This is a genomic window from Pseudocoprococcus catus (assembly GCF_019734885.1).
Taxonomy (GTDB): Bacteria; Bacillota; Clostridia; order Lachnospirales; family Lachnospiraceae; genus Coprococcus_A; species Coprococcus_A catus.
The window spans coordinates 45566-69654 of sequence record NZ_JAAXCM010000062.1 but is presented as its reverse complement, the minus strand read 5'-3'; the positions used below and the strand labels follow the sequence as shown (position 1 = coordinate 69654).

Below are 24089 nucleotides of genomic sequence, written 5' to 3'. Positions count from 1 at the left end.
TTAACTAAAAGTTACAGTAACATCCACTTCTTAAAAACTATTTCTTCTTCCTCTCCATTTCTTCTTCGATTTCCTTCTGTGGCTGTCCTTTTCTCTGACTGGCTATCTTCTTCTGATGATTACGGAGTCGTTTCAGTACCGATCTTCGTGGAGCATTTTTATCTTTTTTCCTTGGAATGTTGTTCATCAGTCCATCAATCATATTGTAGTTGGCTTCTTCTGCCATCTCTGCACTGCGAAGATATTCTCCATTATCCATGACCTTCTGCCAGTTTGCCAGCTCTGGTTTCTTCTTTTGTGTTTCTCCAGATTGTTGCTGTCTGATCTGGGATTGTGCCTGCATTTCCTGTTGTTTTTGCTGTGCCTGCTCTGCCTGTTGCTGCATGAAGTTCTGGATGTTCCGTCTGGCTTCTTCATCAAAGCCATTGTAACAGTCATTCATGACTACGGCACCTTCCTCACTGAGAATCACATAGGCTGCTCTTGTTCCATACTCCTCATGCTCCATCAGAAACCATTTCTTCTCGTTCATCAGGATGTAATCCTGTGCAAGCCATGTTCCTTTCTTTCCTTCGATTTCGTACCCGGTTGTATCAATGGAAAGTCTGGTATCGGAAGAACTTTTGATTGTGAGAAATTCTGGAATGATGATAAAACCATCTTTGTTGACATAGTAAGCTGTGGTTTTTCCATCGTCGGTGATGACGATCACATCACTGCAACCAATGGAATGACCTTTGAAGTTCTTCGGTCGCTGCTTCTGTAAACGGAGTTTAATATCAGCCGGAGTTTCCCCCGGCTGGATTCTTCCAATATACACCTGCTGATAGTTTTCTACCTGGACTGTTCTTCCTTCGCTTTTCAGTTTCTCGTAAGAACGGAAACGGACATCCCGGTACTCTGGGGTATCTTTTACCTGATATACTGCACACTGACTTGTATTCATTCTTCATCCTCCTCTTCCAGTTCCATTTTATATTCTTCCAGATCCATAAGAAAAACCTCATATCCTTCATCGCTCATGCAGAACAGTTTTCTTATGGTATTGCAGACAAGCCCGATCATATCTGCATCGCCTTTCAGAAAAGGAATGATATGATCGATTGCCTCCATCGTGTCATTTCTGTTTCCTTTATCAAACATTGCTGTTACTAAACATTCATCCGCATCAAAGTTCATCGCCAGATCCATCATAATTCCACTTCTCCCTTCTTATGTGTCTTGGATTTCTCCGTTGTCTTATTCTGCTCCTGTGCTTTTGCCCTTGCCTGAAAATCTTTTAAAGACTGCAGCACAGATTTCTTCACTTCACCTTTTGCTCTGCTTGCAGGTTCTGCCTTTTGTGGCTGGCTCCGATTTACAGATACCGGTTCCTGCTCTGCCCTTCTGTCTGCCGCAACCGCAGAAGGTTTCTGTCCACTTCCTATTACTGTTTCTGTCGTATGTTCCGTTTCCTTTACAATTCCATGCTTTTCATCCAGATACTTTTCCATGTCTGCGATTGCTTTCTGCACCAGAGGGCTTTCTTTATAGTGTGGAATCATATCTATCAGATCACGCCGTATCCGGTCTGCACTCATCAACTCATATTCTCCGGAATAATTTTCATCACCATCTTGCAGATCAAATCCGATTCCTTTAATCCCATGCAGTCTCTCTGCTGGGATACTCTCATATATTTTAATGGCTTCTTCTAAAGTGAGGTTGTTATGGTACTCTCCCATGACCGGAAACTCCATGCACTCTGCGACATAAAAACTGATCGTGGCTTCTGGCTGTTCCTGCTCCGGCTGTTTGTCAAAAATAGAAAATCGCTCTGTATCTTCCAGACGGGAAAGTAAAGAACGGGCAGTTATAACATCGCTGTCTATATCGGATTCCTCGGATACCTCAAGCAGCCAGTCCTTGATAGTTTCTGTTTTCTTATTCAAAATATCCTCCGTGAGTTTTTCCACCTGTTCTTCTCTATTTTCAACTGTATCGTTATACTCATAGGTATCAACGTCATAGCTAAAATTATCCAGGTCCACAGCGAGCTTTTTAATCTCCTGCTGGTCAAGATATTTTTCGGATTCTTTTATATACTCTGCCAGAGTGATTCGCTCCTCTGCAATCGGGTTAATATCCACCTTAATTCCTGCCATCGCTATACCAGATTCATTTAAGGCATTGAAAAAGCTATCTTCTCGAATATCACCTTTATAGGAAAGAACCACATCAAGGTCAGAATCTTCCCGGTAAAGGTCTTGTCTGCTTCTGGAACCATACACTCTTGCAGCAAGCAGCTCTACCTCCTGTTCCATTCCCATATCTTCTAATACTGCCTGTGCATGATACAAGACACCTCTTTCAACATCTGCCCTGCTCAGACTGTTTAATGCCAGTTCATTTCTTCCAATCTCAGAAGTCGCACGAAGTTCCCCCTCCTGCAATAAATCTTTAGAGTGCTGGATCGTCATTTCTTCAAATTCTTTATAATCCACTTTGACACATTCCACATCATCCATTCTTTCACTTTTAAGGATTTCATAAGCAGCTTCCTGAATGGATGCGTCTGGATTATCATAATCACCACCCTGGATTTCATGCAGATCAGAGTCATAAAAAATAAACGAATATCCTTCTTCTGTTGCCTGTATGGTCAGATACCCTTTACTCCTGGTAAACTGCATTGCGATTCCTTCATAGGTTTGCATTGCTTCTTCCCTGCGAAATCCTTCAAAAATACTTGCCGGGCAGTTCTTTTCTAATTGTATCCGCTGCATCTGTTCTTCCTGAACTTCTTCCACATCTGCCATCAGATCTTCGTAATCCACTACTTTTGCATCTTCCAGTGAGTACCCTTTATCTTCTAAAATATCACTGGCAGCTTCATCTACATAGATTGTCGGATTGTCATAGATTCCTCCATCATCCTCCTGATAATCTTCATTATAAAATGTATAGTCATAACCATCTTCTGCGGTCTGGATTGTAAAGTATTGTTTTCCAATCTGATATGCAATCTGTACCTCATTCCAGTCCAGCATGTTTTCCATTTTATTTACCACTTCATATATTTCTGGATTCAGCCACCCTCCGATCTGTTTATACGCATGGGTCAGCCGATCTATCCCGTTTTCACATCGGATAAAATCCATGCTTTCCTGCATCGTTTCCGTATTCTGGATACCAAGCACTTTTTTCTGATGATTTGGCAGACGTAAATATTCCTGCATCGCTTCATCCAGTGATTCATACCGGTTTACTTTTACTACACCCTCTGCATTTACATCTTCCATCACATAAAAATTATCAACGTAATGAATCTCTGGCATTTTTAACTTTATGCCTTCCGGCAGCTGCACCTCACTGACTGCATGAAAATTAAACCGGACATCCGTTCCAGATTCATTTTTTCCTGCCATCGTTTCTTCCCAGGTATCTTTCTGTACTGCCTGTATTTCTTCGATTGTAAGTGTCTGTCCACTCCGCAGGGTTACAACAGAATCTTTCGGGAATTCCGTCAAGTCATAAAGTGTTGTTCCATTTTCCTGCAAATATTCTGAAACTGCTTCCAATGCTCCTGCGTCAAACCCGTTCCATAAGTCCTCCGCTACAAGCTGTCCATTTTCTGCTACGATAATGCCTGCCACATCGGAGCCAAATTCATCCTGTTCCATTAAGAAAAACTTCTCCCCGGCATATTCCTTTTCATCAACCGTATGCCATGTTCCGTTATGTCCTTCTGCTTCATACCCTCTTGTCTCTGCCGTAATCGTCACTTCGTTTTCTCCTATCGCCTGTTCTATCCTCTGCATCCGGATCTCAGCTCTTGCCATGTCGATAAACCCATCTAAAACTGCCGGGTGGCTTTCGATCACATAATCCAGGTTCAGATTTCTGCCCCGGCTGATATTTTCCGGGACTTCGATATGCTCCGCCCAGTCTTTGTTCTGTCTGGAGAATCTTCCATCATGGGAAAGTTCCTGGATGGTATTTGCCATAACAAAATTCATACGTTCTTCCCCAAAGCGTTCCACGACTTCTTTTGCTGCATTCTGCTTTAAGTGCAGCCCGTCAAAATTCTCCCGGATAGCTTCTTCGATTGCTTTCTTGCAGTCCATGTTTAACTTTCTCGAATCCAGATAAGCATCCACATCCCGTTCTCCCATTGCCTGTTCCAATGTTCCTTTATAAACTGGCGGATATGCCCTGACGGAATTATGTTCCAGTATGTTCATTCTCTGCTGGACAAACTCCGGAAGTTCCTGAAATCCAAAAGAATCTACATAATAGGCTGTAATCTCTGCACCCCTGTTTATCACGATCACATCACTTACCGATAAAGAATGACCACGGAAATCTTCCGGTCGGTCAATGTTAAAGCGTTCAAATATATTTTCTAACGTGATTGTTGGCATCCATGGTGCTGCATAAACCATCCGGTAATCCTTTCCGTCAATGGTATATCCCAGACTCTTTGCGGATTCCATTCCCATAAACTGATAAGTATGCTCATCCCCACTATCCATCTGATAAATGGCAAACCTTCCGCTTTCTCCATGCAGAAGAAGTGTCTCATCAATCTTTTCTGCACTCTGCTGTTCCAGTGCTTCCTGTTTTGTAGCAGATATTTCTCTTTCTTTCTGCACTTCCCATTCTGTTTCTGTGATTCCAAAGATACCGTCATATCCAAGAATTGCATCTTCTGTGTCTACAAGTGTTGATTCTGCCAGCTGTGGATTCTCTTGATTTCCATGTAACACATAAATTTCTGCCCCTCCACGGTACAATTCATATGCACGGTCTTTCGTAAGCGGAAGCATATGGTCTAACTGGATTCCTGCCTCGTGCATTTCTGTAAAACCAACCATGCCATCCGGGAAATTGTCAATCTGTGCCTGTATTTCATTCATAAGGCTTCTCGTATATTCACTTCCCGGTCTGCGGATTGCAGTCATCATACGGTTCACCAGTCCAAGCACTTCGTCTTTATCATCCATCTTATATGCAAAATTCACAATAAGATTTCTCTGGGAATCTGTGAAATCTCCCGTATTGGCAGCTTCTGCTGTTTCAATCAGACGGTGGGCATACTGCATGGCTGTTTCTTCTGCAATTTCCGGCTCTTTCGCTGGGAAGTTCGCCCTTGCTGCCTGGATCACTTCATACACCAGCTTTGAACCGGCTTCATCGTAAGATTCCCTCATATCCCATACCAGGTCATTCAGTCTTTCCACCTGTCCAGGGAAGGTTTCTGCATATTCATTTACAAATGCCTTTTCATTTTCCGAAAAAATATTTCTTGGAAACTCTGCTTTTTGCACCAGCATCTCTGCCTGATCTTTCGGAGAAAGGTCAGAAAAATAAGTAACGCCTGTGTCAGCATCATATTCCACATCATAAAAATCAATCGGATAGTTCTCTCCGTGCCCACTGCTGTCATAGAGTGGTGTGACGGCAGCACCTTTTTCTTCCAGAAAACTTTCCAGTGGTTTCTCATTTTCCTCTATCTCACCACTTTCCAGAAGGCGGACGTATTCCCCCACATTCTGCTCTAACTGTTCCCTGCTCATGTTTTCGATCAGATCATAAGTAAACTCGGAACCCATACTGCCTGAAAGATGCAGAATTAAATCTTCCTTATGAAAAGTATCCCGAACTGGTCTTTCCATTTCCAGCTCGTGCATCTGTGTCTCGATATTCTCAATGACTTCCGCAGACGTTTTCCGGATGGTATCCATAGATGCCCGGAGTGCTTTCATATCCTTGCTTTCACACCAGCTGGCAATATAGGTAAAAGAGTATTCGGAAGTATCCAGACCAAAGTGGTTGCAGACAATATAGGCAATACTTTCTGCTTCCACTTCTTTGGTTATCCGGTCTTTTAAAATCCCTTCCGCATCCATTACCTCCCGGTCATGCAGCAATGCATGGCTTACTTCGTGTACTCCGGTTTTCATGGTCTGGAGATTACTCATATCTTCCTGAATTGCGATATACTTTTCTGTCTGATGATAATACCCCTTTGCTTCCCCTTCTATTTCCATCATGCGGATTGGCACAGGGGAAATGTTCTGCAATGCTTCCATAAACGTGTCATAAAACTGTACACTCCCGGTAAGTTCCGGTACTTCCAACTCTACAATCGGCTCTCCCTCTGTCTGGCTGACATCAAATACCGTTGTCACACGAAACCTTGGAATGACCATCTCCACGATCTCTGTTTCCGGCTGACCGTCATCCCCGATCACCGGCTCTTTTGTTACAGGGTCAATCTTTTCAATCTCCTGTTTCTCACGGATGGGTGCCGGTGCGATGATCTGGATTCCTTTTTCCCCTCTCTTTACATGGCGGTTAAATTTCTTCTGCCACGCCTGATACCCTGCCACCAGAGTAGCCTCCGGTTTCTGCATGGTGATCAGAAGGGTGTTATTAAAACTGTAATTATGGAACTTGGACATGGTATTCAAATATTCCGTATATCGTTCCGAAGTAAAAATCTCCTTTACGCCCTGTTCCAGCCGTTCCGATATTTCCTTTAACTGTTTCTCTATATTATTTGCCATAAACAAACCCTCCATTTTATGTCCCCGCCAGAGAAAACTCTGACGGGAAATCTTTTATAACTCCTGTTCGTGTTTTTTCTTTGCAGTTTTCTGTACAGGTGGCTGTTCCGCTGTATTCTGCTGTGCCTTCTCCTGCTTTAAGCGTTCCAGAATAGACGGCTTATGGATTCTGTCTGCTGTTTCCGGAAGTTCTTTTTCTTCTACAGCATCCCTGCTATCTGTGCTACTTCCTTCTCTGCCAATATCCTCATCTGCCATAATCGTCTCATTGCCCTTTTCATCCATGTTCAGCAACGCATTTAACTCGGATAACCGTTCCATCTTTTCATTCAGCTCTGCTTCTTTCGGGAATGGTTTCTTTACCTCTTCCTGTGCAGTCGCAAGCTGCTGTTGTACGGTTTCCAATTTCTGCTCACTTTCCGTCAGCTTCCTGTCAATGGAAAAAAGGGTGTTATGGATACGCTGCATATTTCCTACCGGGTCTTTTCCGATCTCCAGCTTATAAGAACATTTCCCTTTGACCGTCAGTTCAAATGCATTGGAGAACATATTGTAGGAAGCAGATAACGTAAACCCATGATATTCCCCGACCTTTCCACCGGTGCTAACGGTTTTTAGTCCTGCACAGGCAGCGATCAATGCCTCGCCTGCTTCTTTCTTATCTTCATAAAGGACATTTCCTACTGTCATGGCAAACGTGTCATTATCCTGTAAATCCACGCTTTTTACTACCTGGGAATCTATCTGCATCCCGGCAATCCGCTCTTTCAATGCACTGATCTGTACCGGGAAATTCTTTGCAATATCGGATTCCAGACGGTAAATCTGACTGGTATGGTTTGCCTTTAAGAGTTTCAGTTTACTCACCTGCACATCCAGATCCATTTTTTCCTTAATGTACGGATTGCCTGTAGCAAGTGCCTTGATCTCTGCATAGGACAGTGCCGTATCATCCACATCTTCACAGGCCCTGACCGGGGATTTACTGGTCATGATCTGACTGATGAACTTCTGCTTATTCTCCAAAATCTGCCACATATACGCATCAAAAGTGTTCTCCGTCACATACCGGAATATCTTTACTTTGTCATTCTGGTTTCCCTGTCTTAAAATACGTCCTTCCTGCTGTTCCAGATCAGACGGCTTCCACGGACAGTCAAGGTGATGGAGGGCAATGAGCCTGTCCTGTACGTTTGTACCAGCACCGAGTTTTGGAGTGGAACCCATAAGGATTCTCACCTGCCCGGCCCGTACCTTTGCAAACAAATCTGCTTTCTTTGTCTCCGTGTTGTATTCATGGATAAACGCAATCTCTTCTTTCGGGATTCCCCTGGCAACCAGTTTGTTTCGGACATCATCATATACATTGAAAGTCCCATCCCCTTTTGGAGTAGACAAGTCACAGAAGATCAGCTGTGTTGTCCGATCTGCTTTTCCCTCGTCCCATACCTGAAAAGCATTTTCCACACAGGTATTGACCTTGCTTTTTTCTGCATCCGGAAGGAGTTCATTTAATAGCCTCTGATCCAATGCACATTTTCTTCCGTCATTGGTAATCTTGAGCATGTTGTCCACCGTTGGATTCACAAGACCGGCTCTTACTTCTTCCGCACGTTCCGAAAAGGCACTGACCATTTCCTGCTGTTCTTCACTTGGTTTTAAGACTTCATTGATAAACTCTGCTTCCGGTACAGGAAGATTCAGCATATCCGATGTCTGAATATCCGCAGCTTCCTTAAAAATGGAGATCAGCTCTGGAAGATTAAAAAAACGGGCAAACCGTGTTTTCGCACGATAGCCCGTTCCTTCCGGTGATAATTCGATTGCGGTTACTGTCTCCCCAAACGTTGCCGCCCAGGAATCAAAGTGTCCCATACCCATACGCATGAGTGTGTCATACTGGAGATAACGCATGATAGTGTAAAGCTCGGTCATACTATTTGATACAGGAGTACCTGTAGCAAAGGTGATTCCTCTGCCGCCTGTCAGTTCATCCATATACCGGCATTTCATAAACATATCCGAACTTTTCTGTGCATCCGTCTGTGAGATACCCGCCACATTCCGCATTTTTGTATACAAAAAAAGGTTCTTAAAACTATGGCTCTCATCCACAAACAGCCGGTCTACACCCAACTGCTCAAAAGTTACCACATCATCCTTTCTGGTCTGGTCATTGAGTTTCTTCATCCTCGCCTGCAGACTCTTCTTTGTTTTTTCCAACTGCTTGATGGTATAATTCTGCCCTGCCTGATGTGCCGCTTCTTCAATGGAAAACGTAAGATCTGCGATCTGATCTTCCAGCATGGCAATCTGCCGTTCTCTTGAAAGAGGGATTTTCTCAAACTGCGTATGGCCGATGATCACGGCATCATAATCCCCTGTCGCAATACGGGAACAGAACCGTTTTCGGTTTGCCGGCTCAAAGTCTTTCTTCGTTGCCACCAGGATATTTGCTCCCGGATAGAGACGTAGGAAATCACTGCCCCACTGCTCGGTCAGATGGTTTGGCACAACATAAAGATTCTTTTGTGAGAGTCCCAGCCGTTTTGATTCCATACCGGCTGCGATCATCTGGAACGTCTTTCCTGCTCCTACGCAATGAGCCAGTAACGTATTATTTCCATACAGCACATGAGCCACTGCGTTTTTCTGATGCGGCATCAAGGTGATCTCCGGGTTCATGCCGACAAACTGAATATGGCTTCCATCATATTCCCGTGGACGGATGCTGTTAAATCGTTCATTATAAATTTTACAGAGATCTTCCCGTCGGTGCAGGTCTTTAAATATCCACTCCTTAAATTCCTCTTTGATCAGCTCCTGCTTCTGCTGTGCCAGCATCGTTTCCTTCCGATTTAATTCCCGGTGTTCCCCATCGGCATCCTGTACCGTGTCATAAATCTTGGTATCTCTAAGGTTTAAGGCATCTTCCAAAAGGCGGTAGGCATTGGCTCTCTGTGTTCCATATGTGGAAGTAACAAGGGCATTTCCGTAGCTGTCCACATTTTTTCCCATAACATTCCACTGTCCGGTCACTTCGGCATACTGGACTTTGACCTTGCTCCCTACATAATATCTTGGTGTATGGAATGTTTCTGCCATGAACCGTGTAATGTAATCCTCGGAGATCCAGGTTGCCCCAAGTCTTGCTTCAATCTCTGATGCATCCAGATCTTTTGGCTGTACCTGCTCCAAATACTGCACATTCACCTGATATTCCGGGTGATCTTCTGCAAACTGTTTTGCGATCTGCAGTTTCTCCCTCACATTTCCAGAAAGATATTCATCCGACGGCTCCCATTTTTCACCGATCGGATTCTTAAAGATCACCCCTGCCAGTTCTTCTGTAAGCTCCTCTTCTGTTTTCCCTGAAAGCTGTGCCATATAGGAAAGGTCAACGCCTGCCCTCTCACCAATGCAAACCGCAAGTGCTTCACTGGCAGTATCCACGGAAGTTACCGTTTCTGCCCTGCGGATCGTCCTTTTGGTAAAAATATCCGCTTTCCGTTTCAGTTCTCCCTTATCATCCAGAAATTCCAGAGAAGTCAAAAGACAATAGCTGCTGTCCTGACTAAATGCCCGCTTATTGGCATTGCTGCTGATAAGACCATATTTTGCTGTAAAGGTATCGTATTCTTCATTGAGTTTTCCCTGCAGCTTTGTGATCTGTTCATCGCTTTCCTCTTCCATCTGGCACTGGATCAGTTCATTCGTAATATCACGGATGTTCACCAGCCCTTTAACACGTTCCGCTGTCATAGCCGGAAGATCCATGCGGTTCATCACAGAATTTTCCCGGTAATAGACTTCATCATTCACTACGGTAAAACTGAAATTCTTTACATTCGGGTCTGCCGGGATAGAGACAACATCCTCCTCCAACTCTGTATCCGAAAGTTCCAGTTCCGTGATCGTACCATGGATATTCTGGACAGCTTCTTTTAATTGTTCTTCTAAGGTAATTCCTTCTTTTGGTTTTACGGTCACTTCCTGCTTTCCGTACTGGGTACTTTCTGTAGTAAAATCACCAAGCACCATTTCCGGATGCTCTGCAAAATAAGCATTGACCGAATAGCCTTCCGGTGTTTCCTTTAAATTTAACCATTCCGGTTCCTCAATGGATGCCCTGTCCCTTTTCTGGAAAAACAGAATATCAGAAACAACGCTGGTATTGGCATTTCTCTGGAACGCATTATTCGGTAATCGGATGGCTCCAAGCAGTTCTGCCCGGTTTGCGATATACTGTCTCACTGCCGGATTCTGCTTATCCATCGTTCCACTGGAAGTTACTACTGCAACTACGCCGCCTGGACGCACCAGATCAAGGGATTTTGCAATAAAATAATCATGGATCATAAAATGATGCCGGTCATATCTGCGGTCACTGACCTGATACGCCCCAAATGGAACATTGCCTATCACACAGTCAAAAAAGCTGTCCGGATAACTGGTTTCCTCAAATCCCTGTACTGCAATCTTGTTTTTCTGGTAAAGCTGTTTTGCGATTCTTCCCGAAACCGGGTCGAGTTCCACACCGTACATATTGGCTTTGCCCATACTCTCCGGGATCAGTCCCATAAAGTTACCGACACCACAGGACGGCTCCAGAATATTTCCCTGTTTCAGTCCCATATTTTCCAGTACTTCATACATACTTCGGATCACGGTCGGGGACGTATAAAAAGCATTTAAGGTCGATGCCCTTGCTGCACTGTATTCTTCCGGCGATAAAGTATTCTTTAATTCCAGATACTCATTCGCCCAGCTGCTGTTACTCTCCTCAAATGCCTGTGGGATACCACCCCAGCCAACATAACGGGATAAGATTTCCTGTTCTTCGGGTGTTGCCAGACGTTCTTCTTTCTCCAAAGTCTGTAACAAATGGATGGCTTCCATATTTGCTTTATACTTTGCTTTCGGACCGCCTGCTCCAAGGTCATTATCCTGAATCCGAAAGTTATGCGGTTCTGTTACAATCTTTTCTGCTTCCGGTTTCAAATATGGCTGGAATTCTCCTTCATATCCAAACAGTTCATTTTCTCCGGGAATATAATTGCGTCCGGTTTCCAGGCACCGGAACACATCGGCAGTTGGTGCATTGCTGACTGCATAAAACTCATCATACGAATATTTAGGGAAATCTTCTGTATGATAGGTCGACAGATGAAGTTCTGTATTGGAACGGGTCTGTGCAACCAGATCTTTTCCCTCTAGTCCTTCCGGCAATACCCCTACTGCTTCAAAGTGATACCCCTGATACTCAAAAACACCCTCATCCCAGGACTCTGCCAGTTCTTCTGCGGTTTTAGCTGTTGTCTCTTCTTCTGGTTCAGTTGGTTCCTGTCCCTCAGAATCTTTCGTTGTTTCCTGTTCCTGACTTTCCAGAATAGATTCTTCGGCAGTAACCTCTTCCTCTTCTATTTCCTCCACATCTGACATATCGACTACGGTCGGTTCTGCCACTGCCTTCGTATCCAAGAAATCAAACATGGTCATCTGGTGCCCTGACGGTTCTGTAAAGAATGGTTCTGCTTCTGGTGTCGGGAATATCGTATAGGTTCCTTCTGCATACTGATGAAGTTCCGAAAGAAGTTCTGTTTTTTGCTGATAGTTTGTCCCATACGCTTCAAAATCCAATGGAAGAGCTGCCAATGCTGCATCCATATTCTGTAACAGTTCTTCTGTCTGCTCTGGATTCTCTAAAACTGCCATCATTTCTTTTCTTGGTTTTTCCCAGAAGAAGTCCTCCGTAAATGGTCTGTCCATCTCTTCCGGAAGACGGTCATAAAAACGGAGTACCTTATTTGCCATCTGCTCCCGTTCATATTCCGGCATACGAGCATAATCTTCTGCCTGCAAGAACTGGTCATTCTTTATCAGATAAGCTACTCTATTTGCAACTTTATTCCAGGATAATATAATTGACGTATATGGATTCCCATAAGCACCTCTTGCAAGAAATAATCCTTTTCCATCATAGTTTGCGTGTGAATCATCGGCACCAGACAGTGCATGACTGCTTCCACCGATTCCATACTGTTCCTTGATAAAACCTGTCCTCGATCTTTCATCTTCATGCAGCAGATAAAAGGAATACGTCCTAAGCCTGCCCTGCGAATACGCTCCACCTCCTGCAAGATAAGCATCAATCTCATCCTGTGTAATGAACATCGGATGTTCTTTCCAGGCAAAGCCATCCCTAGCCTGATAAGGAATCACCTCATCCGCAAACTTCTGAAACTGCTTTGAGATATTTATAGGATTATAATGATGGAAACGCATAATAGAATGATTTTCTTCATAGGCTTCTGCCAGTGCATCCAGTCTTTCATTCAGTTCCGAAAGCCACTGTGGATCTTCCAGCTTTTCTTCCAGATAATCCGTGATCTCCGGATAGATACTGTGAAGATGTGGTAAATCCTCCTCATCAAAAACAATCTCGGCTACCCCTTCTGCCATATCCCCTTTCATATAGGCAAGAGCCTGTGCATGTTCTTTTACTGCATTGTTTCTTGCTGCATCCAATACAGACTGCGGTGCATATTCACCCTGGTCTAAAAGCTGATGGATACGTCCGCTGACATCTTCCCATGATAAAAATGCCTTATCTAAAATCTGGTCTGTGACCGTATGCCCCACTACGATCTGCATCCCGGTTTCATCAAACCAGACCGAATATTCACTTCCATCAATCTGAAAGCCTTTTCCACCTTTGCGGTATTCACGCTTCACAAACTCCGTATATTCCTCCGGGGCCTGTTCGCTCATAAAATTATAGATGATACGAAGTTGACTGCCCGCCCGGTTTCCTCCTGTCCGTAAAATATCATCGACAACGCTTTCTGGAATCGGGATTTCTCCGGCATAAAGGGCTGCTGCTCTTTCCTCGATCTGCCGTCTTTGTTCATTTGCAGTTGGATATTCGGGCAAAGATAAAGCAGAGGCAATTTCTTCCTCTGCTTTACTCAGTCCATCTTCTCTTGTATCTTCAACTAGCTGTATACCAATTCCGTCAAGATGCTCTCTTCCGCTGTTGCCATCAGTGCGTTCATATGTGCTGTCCAGGCCATCGGGTCTGCTTCCTTGTCCGGTGCCGGATGGTTCTTCAGCAATTTCTCCATCTGGCTGTCCATCCTCTCCTGTGCTGCCTTCTCGATTTCTGCCAGATGGCTGTTCAGCTTTCCTGTCAGGAACAGGCTCTGATAAAGGCTGTTCTTGTGTTCCTTCAGGAATCTCCTCCGAAGCATCCCGTATTTCCCTATCGTCACTTCTTCCTCCTCTACGGTCAGATTCGGAAACAGGTAATCTCCCTTGCGATGATATGTCAGTTCCATAATCGGTTCCTCCTTCATTTTCAATATTTTCTTCTTTTTTCGTTTCTGCATCACGGTTTTTAGTTTTACGCATTAACGTGATAAAGTTATTATAATTCCTTTCATTGGAATTTTCAACCTCTTTTCTCGCTTCTTCCAGAGAAATTTTATGTACGGTCTTTCCAATATCAATCAAAATACTCTCACTGAGCTGGCTTGCCGCATTTCCAAGGAAGGCAAGAACAGACAGACGGTTATAATCTGTGATATGCATGAAGTCCTCTTCTTCCAGAAGTTCCATCGGGTCAAGCCCACATCGCCTGGAAAGCAGATAGTAAACACTGTCTGTTGCCAGCTGACGAAAATCACTGCGGATCGTCACCTCATCCAGATCTTCCAGATAAGTACCTTCTACAGCATATTCCAATCCGTCCAGGTATTCCTCCAGATTATCACTGACCATTTCCCTTGCGACTGCCATCAATGCATCCTGCAAAGTTGCTGTATCTTTTTCTTCCAGAGCATAGACCTCTGCCAGATGGGTGAGGATCTCTTCTCTCTGGTGTTCCTGCATCTGCCACAGATACGGGCTTCTGCCCCCGGCTACCATGTGGGTATCCGAAATATCAAACACATAACGGAGTCTGGTATGCTGCCCTGTTTCATCAAGCAGGGCGATTCCCCTTGCACCACGGTTCACCCATCGGAACATCTTTTCATTCCATAATTCCAGTGATGCACAGGCCGTTGCTTCCGGATGCTGTGCATGGATCAGAAGCTGGTCTGAAAAAGAATAACGGTATAACCTTGATGCTGTGTTCATATAATCCATCCAGTCTCTGGGGGAACCGCTCACTGATACAGCATGTTCCTGTGCCAGATCCCGGATGTCCTGTAATTTCGACATATCGCTTTACCTCCTTGTCTTATTTCTTCTTTGGGAATTCCAGATGGAATCTCGGCTTGCCATCCTCCAGTGTGAGTAACAGATCTGCATCAAATTTCATATCTTTCTTTTTAGAATACAGACCTTTTACATGGGTACAAGCCTTATCAAGAAGTTCTCTTGCCATCTTTTTATCCAGATTTTTCCCCATGCTTCCCAGGAAACGGTTTTCTTTCCAAAGGGCAAAATCACACTGACGGTTTGAACAGTAAAAATTCTGTTTCCCCTCGAAAACATCACAGCCACAGACCGGACATTTGCCGATCACTTCCCTCTCCGTCTGGAATCTCCTGCGTTCCTCTTCTGGTATCTCCCTGCATACCTCTAAAATCTTACTTACAAGAGAAGTAATCTCTCCCATAAACTGAGTATCTGTAATCTGTCCCTTTTCCATCATCAGCAGCTGGTTCTCCCATTCTGCAGTCATTACTGCTGATTTCAGATAAGCCGGCATGACATTCACCAGTTCCCTGCCCTCTGTGCTTGGCAAGATCTGCTTTCCTTTTCTGACTGCATAGCCGGAAGAAACCAGTTTTTCAATGATACCTGCCCTGGTTGCCGGAGTCCCCAGTCCTTTCTTCTCTGTCTCCGAATCAAAGTCTTTATTCCCTGCGGTTTCCATAGCGGCAAGGAGGGTATCTTCATTGAATGGTTTTGGCGGGGAAGTAAAATGCACTGTCTTTTCTGCCTTTACCGGAGAAAGCGTCATTCCTTCTTCATATCCATATGGGATGGAAGTTTCTTTTTCCGTTTCTTCTTCCGGCTTGGCTTTCACGCACTGGTTCTTAAAGGCATTCCCCGCCGCTTTAAATCCCATCTGCACCGGCACTTTTCCTCTGGCAGTAAAATCATGTCCCTGACATTTGACCATAATATCCGTCTGCTCATACTGATACTCTTCCCCTGTTGCCTGCACCAGCTGCTGGCAGACCAGCATCATCAGGTTCTTTTTGTCCGCTGTCAGATCAGAGATTCCTTTTTCTACGGCTTCTTTTGTTGGAAGAATCGCATGATGGTCGGATACTTTTGCATTGTTAATCACTCTGGTGATGTTATGTCCCAGCTGTCCATAATCCAAGAACGGAAGTAAGACTGGCATTTTCCCTACCAGTTCCTCTACGGTATCCCTCATATCCTCCGTCACGAACTGGCTGTCCGTTCTTGGATAAGTGACCAGCTTTTCTTCATATAATTCCTGCAGCATATCCAGTGTTTTCTTTGCCGTATAGCCAAAGTAACGGTTTGCTTCCCTTTGCAGACTGGTCAGATCATAAAGTTTGGGAGGAAACGCTTTCTTTTGTTCCCTCTTTATCTGTGTAATCACTGCTTCCGAATCCATACATAAGGAAGCAAGGAGATCGGCTGCTTCCTCATTTGCAATATTTTCAGAAACTACCGTAAGCCTTCCGTCTGTCAGTGCTACTTTATAAAAGGCTTCTTTCTGAAAATGCTCAATCTTATCCTGACGTTCCGCAAGCATGGCAAGCGTTGGCGTCTGCACTCTGCCCACAACCAGACGTTTAAAATAACAGGTCGTATATGCCCTAGTTCCGTTCATTCCGATCAGCCAGTCTGCCTGTGCCCTGCATACCGCAGCCATGCAGATATTCCGGTATTCCTCTGCTCCTTTCATTGTCTGAAAACCTGTCCGGATTGCCGTATCTTCCATGGAACTGATCCATAAACGCTTCACCGGTTTCCTGCAGCCGGCAAGGTCATACACTCTCTGGAAGATCAGTTCCCCTTCCCTTCCTGCATCACAGCCATTTACCAGATAGTCCACATCTGCCCGGTTCATCAGGCTTTTTAACACATCAAACTGTTTCTTTTTATCTCTGGAAACTTTCAACTTCCAGACCTGCGGGAGAATCGGAAGGTCATCAAACTGCCATTTCTCATATTTCGGGTCATATTCCTCCGGCTGTGCATACTCTGCCAGATGCCCAAGGCACCAGCTGACAATACAGCTCTCCCCTTCTAAATATCCGTCCTCTTTTTTATAAGCTGACAGGTTTTTGGCATAACTCTGTGCCACACTTGGTTTCTCTGCGATTACTAAAAATTTTGACATACGTTTTTCTGTCCTTTCTACTGAAAAAGGGCAGCCAAACTACTCTGGCTGCCCCCTGTCCTTATTTTGGTTGCTTCTTTGAAGATGGAAGTTTATTCTTCCTCATCCTCTTCTTCATTTACATACGGTCCATCAGAAAACTCCAGCTGTTCGCTTACATAGTCCTCCTCTTTGCCACGTCCATGCTTTTTATAAACGGCAATCCCTGCCACTCCAAGAATCACTGCAAGTACGATTGCTCCAAGTCCTTTTACATTCATTCCCGTCTTTTCTTCTTTCTTCACTTCGGTTTCCTCCTCTACTGCCGGGGTAGTTTCCGGTGTGGTTTCCGGAATCACTACGGTTGATTCTTCGGTTTCTTTGCTCTTTTCTGTCTCATCCAGAAATTCTGCCAGGTCATTCTCATCGACCAGGGACATCATGTACACGTTTTCTGTATTGCTGGAACGGTCAATGACCATATAAAATGTATTTCCCTTCTTGGTCTGGATGGTAAGGAACTGTTTCGTATCATCATTTTCCTTATCATCCACCAGCTGGGCATTTCCCGGAGTAGAAAAAGCCGAATTATCCCCTTCCCCGGTGACCCTTCCGATATCCTCTTTCTTCTCCGTATCTTCTGTTGATTCTGTTGCCGTTTCTTCTACTACCTGTGTCGTTGTCTCCTCCGCCGGTGGGTTTGCGTTTGCATAAACCGTAGCAATGGATGTCCCGGAGATCATGGTGACTGCCATGGCAATCATAAGCAGTTTCTTTACCACTTTATTCCTCATCGTCTAAAACCTCTCTTTCTGTCATCTGACCAACAGGTGGTCTGTGAACTTCTTCGTTGTTTTCCTTTTTCTGCGGAGCTTTTGCATCCTCCACCGTGATACCGCCGTCCTCATCCATCTGAATCGTAACGGTTCCTTTCTGAATCCCGTCAAGCAGGACAAGCAGGCTGCGGCTGTCCAGCTTCATGGAACGGAACGACTTAACGATCTCTATATCTTCCATCTGCTGTCTCAATGTATTCTGCCGCTTCAGGTGTTCCTGTAATTCAGCGATCTTATCCTCTGTTTTCTGAATATCATTCAGAAGTTTTTTCAATTTCATGTTCATCTGCCCTGTCACCTCCTCTAATGCAGACGACCAAACGCCATAAAATGTTCCTGCCAGTAAGCACTTGCAATGCTGGTATACTGGACAGGCTTGCCACAGTGAATCATCATGTTATTGCCGACATAGATTCCCACATGGCTTGCTCCCGGTGTGTCATAGGTTCCCTGGAAGAAGATCAGATCTCCCGGTTTTGCCTCCGATGGTGATACCTGCGAACAGTGTGACCGCAGCTCATCGGCAGTACATCTTCCGACATTCCATCCATTTCCACAGTTATTGATAACCCAGCTTACAAAGCCGGAACAGTCAAAACCACTTGGGGAATAACCGCCCCATACATATGGAACACCCAGATATTTTTCTGCTTCCTGTATCATTTTTGCAAACTGTGGATCAGATAAAGCATCTGCCGGTATGTCGTAACCAAATCCACTGCTTCCGGTGGGTATGCTGTTTAGATCAAACAGATAATCACGGTTGCCATAATATTTGTTATACGCATCGTAGCGTTCCTGTTCTTCCTCTGTCATACGGCTCCTTAACACGGCATCCAGGCTGTGGTTTGTCATCGTCACATCCAGACGGTTCACCTCTTTTGTAGTCGTGACCTGCACTTCCTGGTTTCCATTGCTGTCTGCTATGTAGGCTTCCCATGTCTGGTGTCCATGTGCGGATGCCGCCGCATGATTGTCATAGTAAACATCGAACTGTACCCCATATCTTGCGAACGCTCCGGTATCTTCTACTACATATTCCACACCGTTCATGACTACATGGGTTCCGATCGGCACAAATGGATTCGCCGCATCCACGGCAATCGTATGGTTTGCTGTCGGCATTGCCCCACTGGCTGTCGGTCCGCCACTCCACTGGCCACAGCAGATCGGGCAGTTACAGTACCCACTTGTCACAACCAGTCCCAAGGACTCCCCTACCCGGACAGTCTTGGTTTCTGTAACTGTTTCTCTGGTAGAGTCTGTGGTGATTCCATACTGCTGTCGGAAGATCTCCTTAATCTCCTCTGCCACTTCATCGTAAGTGAAGCCGCCGTATTTTACCGTAAGATAAGAGATCAACTGATATGGGTTATGACCGATCTCATCAATCTGGTACCGGTATTCGTCATAATCCGGATGGGTGGATTCCATCTGATTGATCTGTGTATTCAGTGCTTCTTCCAAGGCACGGTACGCATTTTCAGCGGCATAAATATCTTCATCCGTACTGGAATAGCTGGTAGAGATGATTGCTGAAGAAGCTCCCTGCAAAGATGCCGTACAGCTGGTAAAACTGGCTGCGATCAGCACAAAGATCAGAGCAAAGACAGCTACCGTGGCAAAAATCCCCCGGTTCTGTGCCGCCACCATCTTGACGGCATCTTTCGCTTTTTCCGTAAACTTCTGTGCGGAAGTGATCGCTGCATCCTTTACTTTTTTACTCTGTCTGGCTGCCTGATACTGCTTCTGGTAACGCTTCTTCTGAAAGAGTTTCTGCAGGGCAGATTTCTTTTTCTTCTCTGCTTCTCTTTTCACTGCGTCCTTCGCTTCATTTCCATAGGCAGTCTCAAATATCAGCCTGCTCCTTTCTGCTTCATCCAGGACGCTTTCTTTTAATCTCCGAGATTCTTCCCTTCGCCCTTTCAGCCGTTCCCGCATGTAGATGGATTTCCTTGCAAGACTTTCCCCGACAAGCTCTGCCCGGTGTGCCCCTTCCACTGCCGCATTTTCATCCTCTTCTTCGTGCGTTTTCCAGTGTGCTGCTGTGACTGCCGCATCTTTGACTGCCGATGCCGGATTCCGGATACCGATCCCGGCACCATGTACCATGCCGTCACCCTCATCACCAAAAGACAGACGGGAAACTTTTTTCCGCTGTTCCTTCAGCACCCGTTCCCTTTTGGACTTGCCTTTGATCTCCTCGTGGAACTTATCCAGGGAATCTTCCATCACTTCGGAAGTTTCCCGGTAACGGGCAGATTCTCTTTTGGCTGCTTTTTCTTCTCTGGAAGTCTCCTTTTCCTTCCTTCTTTCCTTTGCAGCATAATCCCTGACCATCTTTTTCTTCCGAAGATCCCGGCTGTCTGCAACTGTCTCCAGATATGCCCGTTCCCCTCTTGGCTGTCCACGGATACTCTCTGTGCGAAAGGCAGATTTGGGATTTTCTCCATTTTCAACGGAAATATCTCCCTCTATTTCTACCTCTTCACCCATATCTGAGTTTATATCCTGGTCGGATACATGTTCCCTGCTATATCTGGGTTTTCTGGAACTCTGCTCTGGCTGCTCCATCTCCCGTTCTTCTTTCAGCCGTTCCTGTCTGCGTTTACTGAAATCCAGTTCCTCTTTCTTCTCACTGCGGGAAATCTCGGTATCCGTATCCCGTCCGGTGATCCTTTTTTCTTCCTTGTTCCGGAGGTTTTCTTCCCGCAGACCATCCCGGCTCATCTTCTGGACGGTTTTATCTCTCGCCTTATACTCATGCTCCTGCAACTTTGACCATCCCCTTTACTGTTTTGTACCGGTTATTCTGTCTTATCCTGATAGTCCTCCCATTTTTCCAACACTTCATCTGCCATCCCTGCAATGGAATCCGTCAGCTTGTCTGTCATTCGCTCACTTAAAGTCCCCCTTACAGCCAGACAAGATACAATTCCCGTAAAGTCAATCAGTTCTGCCAGATAGATAAGGTCATCCACCATCTCATCAGCCATTACTTTTTCCTTTCTGTCCTTTTCCATTTTCAAAATCTCCTTTTCATTGTCTGCACAGATTCTTTCTGCAAATACGCAGCAAGGCTCACCGCTGCATCTCTCCATGTTTCTGTAATCTTCCATCTTGTAATCCTCCATGATTTCCGGGCAGAAAAATTACCGGAAGTATTCCCCCCGGCTCATCCTCTACTCTGTTTTATTTTGTTTCGTTTATTTCTTTAATCGTCCCGTTCTCCGATACCAAGTTTCTTCCGTTTCTCCACCTCGTCCGGCTTGGAAGTCATCAGGGCATACAACATCAGGGAATTATCAAACTTATCCTTGAACGGGATAATGGTGCTGCCATAAAAGACCAGTCCCTCACCTTCCCCGCTGTTCGTTACATAAGAAAGCTGGTGTGGGGAAATGTTGAGCTGTTTTGCAAGGATCTGTCTGTCACCGGATGCCTGGTTGAGCATCAGGATAAAGTCAGAGTTTTCAAAGATGTTCTCAATCTCCCGGCTGGCTAACAGGTCTTTTACGTTCTGCGTGATACCCGTAGGGATACCACCCCATTTACGGAATCGCTTCCAGATCTCCACGCTGTATGCTGCTGTCTGCTCCTCTTTTAAGAGCAGATGGAACTCATCAATATAATATCTGGTACTCTTATTCGCAGAACGGTTGATCGTTACCCTGTTCCACACCTGGTCCTGCACGATCAGCATACCCAGTTTTTTCAGCTGTTTTCCCAGATCCTTAATGTCAAAACATACGATACGGTTACTCAGTTCCACGTTGGTTCTATGGTTAAACACTTTTAAGGAACCATTGACGTAGATCTCAAGTGCCGTTGCCAGACGCTGTGCTTCCTGCTCTTTCTGATTACGGAGAAGATTATATAAATCCTCTAAGATCGGCATTTTTTCCGGTACCGGGTCAGAAAGGAAATCCTGATAGACCAGCCTTACGCATCGGTCAATGACGGTCTTTTCAACCGGCTCCAGTCCGTTCTTTCCGCCAACTACCAGCTCACAAAGGGACAGGATGAAGTCCGATTTTAAGGAAAGCGGGTCATCATCGTCAGCGTAATCCAGGTTAATATCCATCGGATTGATATAATCGTGGCTGGTCGGGGAAATACGGATCACCTGTCCATGAAATGCCCGGACTAACGGATAATACTCCCCTTCCGGGTCACATACGATAATGTCATCTTTCGTCACGATAAATGCGTTTGCAATCTCTCGTTTTGACGCAAACGATTTACCGGAACCCGGTGTACCAAGAATCAGTCCGTTCGGGTTCTTCAGCTTCTTCCTGTCTGCCATGATAAGGTTATTGGACAGGGCATTTAATCCATAATAAATGGACTCCCCACTCATAAATAATTCCTGTGTGGTAAACGGGACAAAAATCGCCGTGGATGTCGTTGTCAGTGCCCGCTTGATCGGTACGAAATTCATCGCAAGCGGCAGACAGCTCATCAGTCCCGGCTCCTGCTGGTAATCCAGCCGTTTCAATGCACAGTTATATTTCTGTGCAATACCTGCAGTCTGGAACACCACATTTTCCAGTTCCTGTTTGGTCGGTGCGGTATTTAAGAACAATGCTGTCACAAGGAACATTCGCTCATTTCTGGACTGCAGATCTTCCAGAAGCCTTTTTGCCTCCCCACCGTATGTATTTAAATCCGAAGGGATAATGTCCATGTCATAGCCTGCCCGGACTGCTTTTTTCTGTTCCTCGATCTTCATACGGTTAATATCCGTCACCTTGCTTTTTACCAGTTTGATCGCCTTCATCTGGTCGATGGACTGGATATGGAAATTCACCATCAGGTTGCTGTCCATCTCCAGAAACTCTGCCAGCATCTTGTCGGTAAGTTCCGGTGCAAGGATCTGTAAATAGGAAACAGCTCCCATCGTGCCGCCCATCTCAAAATCTTTTCCATTCTTAAATACAAAACTGGTCGGTGCGACATAATCCTTGGTACTAAGCCCTGTCCGAAGTACATCGTCATAAGAGAAATGGAACGGAACTTTGCTGTCCTGGTTAAAGGTTTCATACATGATCTGTAACCGTTCCTCTCCGTTCAGCGGATAGGCAGATACCCCAAGGATCTTAAAGTTATTCAGAATATCCGACTCGATACGTTCCAGTTTTGGCCGTGCTTCCCGGATATTCTCCGCTTCAATCCCAAATGTGATATATTTGGTACGCATCAGCCCGTTATTTCCTTTTGCCAGCTGGTTATTGAGCATCTGGGCAAACTCCATACGTAGGTCATCAAATTCATCCTCCTGCGGATTGATATGGATGACCTTCTCATACTCTGCCATGTTGCTGTGCTGGTTGATAAAAGACAGCTGAAAATGAATTGTGCTGTCAAAGTAATTCAGGAAATCACACCAGTTTTCAAAGATGGCGTTCTTATCTTCATTCTGTGCCAGCTGATAGTTGATGTCATAAAAACGGATCGTCTTGGAATAAAACTTGTCCTGCACCCGGCAGATACCGTCCCTTCCCATCTCATGGTATGGAATCGACTGCTGTGCAGTGATCCTCTTATCTCTGGCACTATCCGGTGTTTTCTTTCCTGTCCCACTGCCTTTCGTTCCGGAAACCACTTTTCCTGCCGGACGCTGCCCCGACGGTGCTGCGACAGATCTGCTCTTTTTCTTTTTTGCGTTTTTCTTTGCGTCACGCACTGCCTGCTTTTCTGCTCTGGCTGCCAGCTTTGCTTCCCTTTTTGCATTTTTCTTATCCGCTTTTTCATGTTCCTTATGCAGTTTTTCTTCATATTTCTGTGCCCTTTTGAGGGCTTTCTTTTCCCTGCGTGTCAGTTTCCGGTTCGGTCTGCGGACACCTCTTTGGCGTTCCAGTGCTTCATACCCTGTTACCATTGGCTCATCGTGCAGCCTGCCGTTTACTGGTTTTCTTTTCATTGCGGGGTCTGGAAGTTCTTCTTCTCCATCCTCCTCATCCAGCCAGTAATCATCCGGATATAATTCGTCTAAACTCTGTGGCGGCTGTCTATCGTTTTTTCTTTTTAACACTCTTCGTTCCCCCTTTCTTCTTTCTGACCACGGTATACTTTTTCTCGTACATATTTTCCATCTGGTACTTGCGTACCGGAGGACGGATAAATTTTACGGTAATCATATTTTTTAAGACCTTTTCTAACGGGAGTCCATCCTTCTCATACATGGCAAACAAAAATGCCGGAAGCATCAGAAGGCACATCCCGGTCGCTGCGTTACTGGAACCAATGATTCCCCTGCTTAAGAAATAAAACGGAAGCCCTACCACCGCCGCAACCCCAAAGCAGATCAGCTGCCGTTTCGTCAGATTGAAAATGATCTTATTCTTAACCTTGGTTAAGTCTTTAGGCACAGATACAAATGCCATTGCC

The 24089-nt window shown here is 45.1% G+C and carries 11 protein-coding genes; all 11 read right to left on the bottom strand.

Features of this window, described 5'->3' with window-relative positions:
• Window positions 1–37: 37 nt before the first annotated feature.
• The 11 genes from HED67_RS15600 to HED67_RS15545 all read right to left on the bottom strand — a co-directional run bounded on the left by HED67_RS15600 (window position 38) and on the right by HED67_RS15545 (window position 24085).
• Window positions 38–946 (bottom strand): YodL domain-containing protein, encoded by a 909-nt coding sequence (locus HED67_RS15600; protein WP_004613328.1) that lies wholly within the window; start codon window positions 944–946, stop codon window positions 38–40.
• A complete protein-coding gene (locus HED67_RS15595) occupies window positions 943–1194 on the bottom strand; it encodes a transposon-transfer assisting family protein (protein ID WP_004613327.1) in 252 nt (83 codons plus the stop codon). Before HED67_RS15595 ends, HED67_RS15600 begins: the two co-directional genes overlap by 4 nt.
• Entirely contained in the window at window positions 1191–6551 is a 5361-nt protein-coding gene (locus HED67_RS15590) for a DUF3849 domain-containing protein (RefSeq protein WP_221718843.1), read from the bottom strand. The genes HED67_RS15595 and HED67_RS15590 overlap by 4 nt, the downstream gene beginning before the upstream one ends.
• Window positions 6552–6605: 54 nt before the next feature.
• Complete coding sequence (locus HED67_RS15585) at window positions 6606–14774, bottom strand: SNF2-related protein (RefSeq protein WP_330656595.1); 8169 nt, start codon at window positions 14772–14774, stop codon at window positions 6606–6608.
• A gap of 19 nt (window positions 14775–14793) precedes the next feature.
• Complete coding sequence (locus tag HED67_RS15575) at window positions 14794–16884, bottom strand: type IA DNA topoisomerase (protein ID WP_173726139.1); 2091 nt, start codon at window positions 16882–16884, stop codon at window positions 14794–14796.
• Window positions 16885–16976: 92 nt separating this feature from the next.
• Entirely contained in the window at window positions 16977–17657 is a 681-nt protein-coding gene (locus HED67_RS15570; RefSeq protein ID WP_118198037.1) for a CD1107 family mobile element protein, read from the bottom strand.
• Window positions 17647–17985: a DUF4315 family protein gene (locus tag HED67_RS15565; RefSeq protein WP_004612754.1), complete on the bottom strand. Its 339-nt coding sequence runs from the start codon at window positions 17983–17985 to the stop codon at window positions 17647–17649. Before HED67_RS15565 ends, HED67_RS15570 begins: the two co-directional genes overlap by 11 nt.
• Before the next feature lie 17 nt (window positions 17986–18002).
• Window positions 18003–20474, bottom strand: coding sequence for a C40 family peptidase (locus tag HED67_RS15560; RefSeq protein ID WP_221718842.1), 2472 nt, complete (start codon window positions 20472–20474; stop codon window positions 18003–18005).
• Between the two features lie 32 nt (window positions 20475–20506).
• Window positions 20507–20818, bottom strand: a complete 312-nt coding sequence (locus HED67_RS15555) for a hypothetical protein (RefSeq protein ID WP_096241066.1) — start codon at window positions 20816–20818, stop codon at window positions 20507–20509.
• Window positions 20819–20913: 95 nt separating this feature from the next.
• Window positions 20914–23733: a VirB4-like conjugal transfer ATPase, CD1110 family gene (locus HED67_RS15550; RefSeq protein ID WP_118198038.1), complete on the bottom strand. Its 2820-nt coding sequence runs from the start codon at window positions 23731–23733 to the stop codon at window positions 20914–20916.
• Window positions 23711–24085: a PrgI family protein gene (locus HED67_RS15545; RefSeq protein ID WP_118198039.1), complete on the bottom strand. Its 375-nt coding sequence runs from the start codon at window positions 24083–24085 to the stop codon at window positions 23711–23713. The genes HED67_RS15550 and HED67_RS15545 overlap by 23 nt, the downstream gene beginning before the upstream one ends.
• Between the last annotated feature and the right edge of the window lie 4 nt (window positions 24086–24089).